This is a genomic window from Microcystis sp. M169S2 (genome assembly GCF_020245865.1).
Lineage (GTDB): Bacteria > Cyanobacteriota > Cyanobacteriia > Cyanobacteriales > Microcystaceae > Microcystis > Microcystis ichthyoblabe_A.
The window spans coordinates 1-3,156 of record NZ_JADBUB010000017.1; the positions used below are offsets into that span (position 1 = coordinate 1).

4 protein-coding genes are annotated in these 3,156 nt (G+C 43.9%); 1 reads left to right on the forward strand and 3 read right to left on the reverse strand.

Annotated elements, in window-relative coordinates; translation table 11 throughout:
* Positions 1–173: 173 nt before the first annotated feature.
* Positions 174–1,853, reverse strand: coding sequence for a DUF3352 domain-containing protein (locus IM485_RS01770; RefSeq protein WP_104398418.1), 1,680 nt, complete (start codon positions 1,851–1,853; stop codon positions 174–176).
* A gap of 116 nt (positions 1,854–1,969) precedes the next feature.
* Positions 1,970–2,290, reverse strand: coding sequence for a cytochrome c6 PetJ (petJ, locus tag IM485_RS01775; RefSeq protein WP_002732729.1), 321 nt, complete (start codon positions 2,288–2,290; stop codon positions 1,970–1,972).
* Positions 2,291–2,482: 192 nt separating this feature from the next.
* On the opposite strand from petJ, the gene petE reads away from it, so the two are divergent.
* Positions 2,483–2,860 (forward strand): plastocyanin, encoded by a 378-nt coding sequence (petE, locus tag IM485_RS01780; RefSeq protein WP_008203920.1) that lies wholly within the window; start codon positions 2,483–2,485, stop codon positions 2,858–2,860.
* A 191-nt stretch (positions 2,861–3,051) separates the two neighbouring features.
* On the opposite strand, the gene IM485_RS01785 is transcribed toward petE, so the two are convergent.
* The coding region (locus IM485_RS01785; RefSeq protein WP_287638279.1) for a transposase at positions 3,052–3,156 on the reverse strand (105 nt) is incomplete at its 5' end.

Genomic DNA, 3,156 nt, shown 5'->3' on the forward strand with positions numbered 1-3,156 from the left:
AAAATTGTCTCATCAATTTTTTGATAATTGACCACTGTTACATTTGGTAAATCGAGGAGTTGATCAAAATTTATCCACATAACCCACCTCCTGTTCTGTGTTACTATTATACCATGCTCACACAGAACCTAGAAGAGCCATTAATTTTGCACGACTACTTAACTGATAACTGATTAAGACTTCACTCCCAAGTTAAAGAAAATCGTTCCCCGACGCACAGAATTTTCACTGCCTTGGCTGCTAATAGTAAGAGAACGTAGATTATTAAATAAAGGCTTAATCGACAATTCTAACACCCGCACGATCGGGAATTTTGCCTCGATTACCGGTTGCAATTGTCGCCAATCGACGTAAAAATAACCATCATTTTCTGCGGGTAAAGCAGTAATTGCCTGTCGAAACTTACCACTACTTAAAATGGGGTTTTTCTGTGCAGATAAAGCTAAACCCATCGCTTCCACAGAACTAGCGATAATTTCATAATTATCGACCCTAGTATGCACTCCCGTCACGAGCGTCTCTAGTTGCGCTTTTCCTCCCGGGACCGCCGTGGTTAACTTTGTCCAAGCTGTCACCGTTCGATCGAGTAAAGGCAGATTAACCACATTATAGCCGCGACTGCGGGCCAACTCATCCAAATGCTCGATCGCACTGTCCACCTCTACCCCCATCACCCGTTCCCCTACAAAAACACTATCGGGTTCCATCCCCTTTGAATTAGGCACGAGAGCGAGACTATATTCGCCTCTAACCCAGCTAAAAACGTCTTCAGGCAAATTTAAACCTAAAGGCGACTGGAAGCGGTTTAAGACCTGTGTTATTAATTCCTGTAGGGGACTATCTGCTTCTAAACCCTCCTCTACCTGAGTCCAAAAACGATTTAAATCGCGACTAGCGGCGACTAAAAGGCTATTTTCGCCGATAAAAGATAATGCTCCCACGGGACTAGATAAAATTGGTGCTTGGTCATCCTGTCCTAAGACTCCAATTAAGGCGGTTTGAGCGACTATTCCCCCGGATTTGAGGGAAAAAGCCGTGGCTAATCGTTGTTTTGCTTCGGGACTCTCCGGGACGGGTTGATTAGCGATCCAAGCCGATAACGGGGGTAAATTGCCGTAAACTATAGCTATATGCGGTTCGGTGATATTTTTGAGAGCTTCTCGGTAATCAGGGCTATTTTTTAGGTTTAAATCCGGTACTTGCACGTTATTAAGTGCCTCGCGCAAAACCTTGATATTATTGGCAAAAAGCACCGTATCACCCACCACGGCACTAGCGAGAAAACGATTATTATCTCCTGCGGTCAAGGGACGTTGATAAATCAGGTTAACTCCCTTGTAGAGTTCAAAAACGAGGTCAAATTTGCCCGAAACCGCCTGTTTTGAGTAGGAAGCTTGCAGAAATTCCTTAGCGCGTTCACCATCTTTACTTTGAATTGCCAAAAGATAACCCGGTTGGATACCATTATCGGTATCGCGATCGAAATCTAGGGAAGTAACAGCGAGGGTAATTTCCTCCCCTAACCAGGGTTTGATTTCCTTTTGATAATTTAACCCCGTTTTGCCGAGCAGACTTTTTTCTAAATCCTTAATTTGTTGGTGGGAACGTCGTCGATTAGCCGGTGTAGCGATTAATTGACCAAAAGACTCTAAACGTTCGGGATTGACCAGCAAGGATACCATAACCGGGGCCTGTTTCGGCACAAAAATCGCCGCCGCCGGTTCCCGCAGCACCCCACCTTTGAGCAAAGACAGAGGACTATCGGCGAGAATCCAAGCAAAACTGGCTGTAGCGACTCCTAGGAGAATGATTACCGTCGCACCTAAAATATAGAAAAACGATCGCAATTTCACAACCTTGTCCCGAGATGAACCATTAGCTATTTTAAGCCGGCAAATGTCCCAAGAATTTCGATCGCTACAATTCTTACCAGACTGACAACGGATAACTCGCCACCGATAACTAATTTTTACCAGCCTTTTTCCGCTTGAGCGAGGACATAGTTAGCTACAGCTTCGATATCTTCAGCGCTGAGACGACCACCGAAAGCAGGCATCGCCCCCATACCTTTGGTAACTTGGGTAACGATAGCTTCAACGGAATCTTTGCCGTATTTAACTAAATCTTCTTTTTTCAGGGTTTTAGCGGCATTAACCACGTTTTTACCGCCCATGTGGCAGGAAGCGCAGTTAGCACTGAAAATCGAAGCCCCATCAGCTAAAGCCGGACGAGCCATACCGAAAGTAACCACAGCCAAGAGCAAGCACAGGGAAATTAATAGTCTTTTCACGATTGGTTCTCCTCTATTTCTTAAGAAATTCCCCAACCATCGTCAGAAAAAAACGGTTTTCTTGTCAAAAGACAAGCTGTCAAACTTGGTGTAGAATTAATTCATAGGACAGTTAAAAGCAAACTTTTACTTTTTTGTCAAAAGACAGGCTGTCAAACTTGTCATCTTCCCTCGTGTAAAGGATTAACAAGCATGAAAAAATTAGGTTTATTGTTCGCTACCGTGGCGCTAGTCCTCTCTAGCTTCTTCTTCAACACTGCCGCCGCTTCCGCCGAAACCTTCACGGTGAAGATGGGCGGTGATGCAGGTACACTACAATTTGATCCCCCCACCCTCACTATTAAAGCAGGAGATACGGTGAAATGGGTCAATAACAAACTTTCTCCCCATAACATAGTTTTCGATAGCACCAAAGTTCCCGAAGCCCAGGCTGCTAAATTATCCCATAAAGGTCTGGCTTTTTCCGCCGGTGAGTCCTTTGAAAGCACTTTCAGCGAACCGGGTACTTACACTTACTACTGCGAACCCCATCGCGGTGCCGGTATGGTCGGAACGATTACTGTTCAGTAATTATCCGATTTTAGCCAAAAATAACTCGCGTTTAACTGCCGCGGGTTGTTTTTTTTTGGGAATTATGAAGACTTTTCAGTTATCAGTAAACAGTAATCAGTGAGGTTCTTCGGTTGGGGCTCTTCTGGTTTTTGTGTGGAAGGAAGAAGAATAGGGATAAGGCTCTTCTGGTTTTCGTGTGTTAATTTTTGTTATGAATTAAAGCAAGCAAACAGCTTAAGTCGAAGATGTTGAAAATTGGTAAATCCATAACTCATTCTTTTAATAAGCTTTATTTTGGTATTCATTCCCTCAAT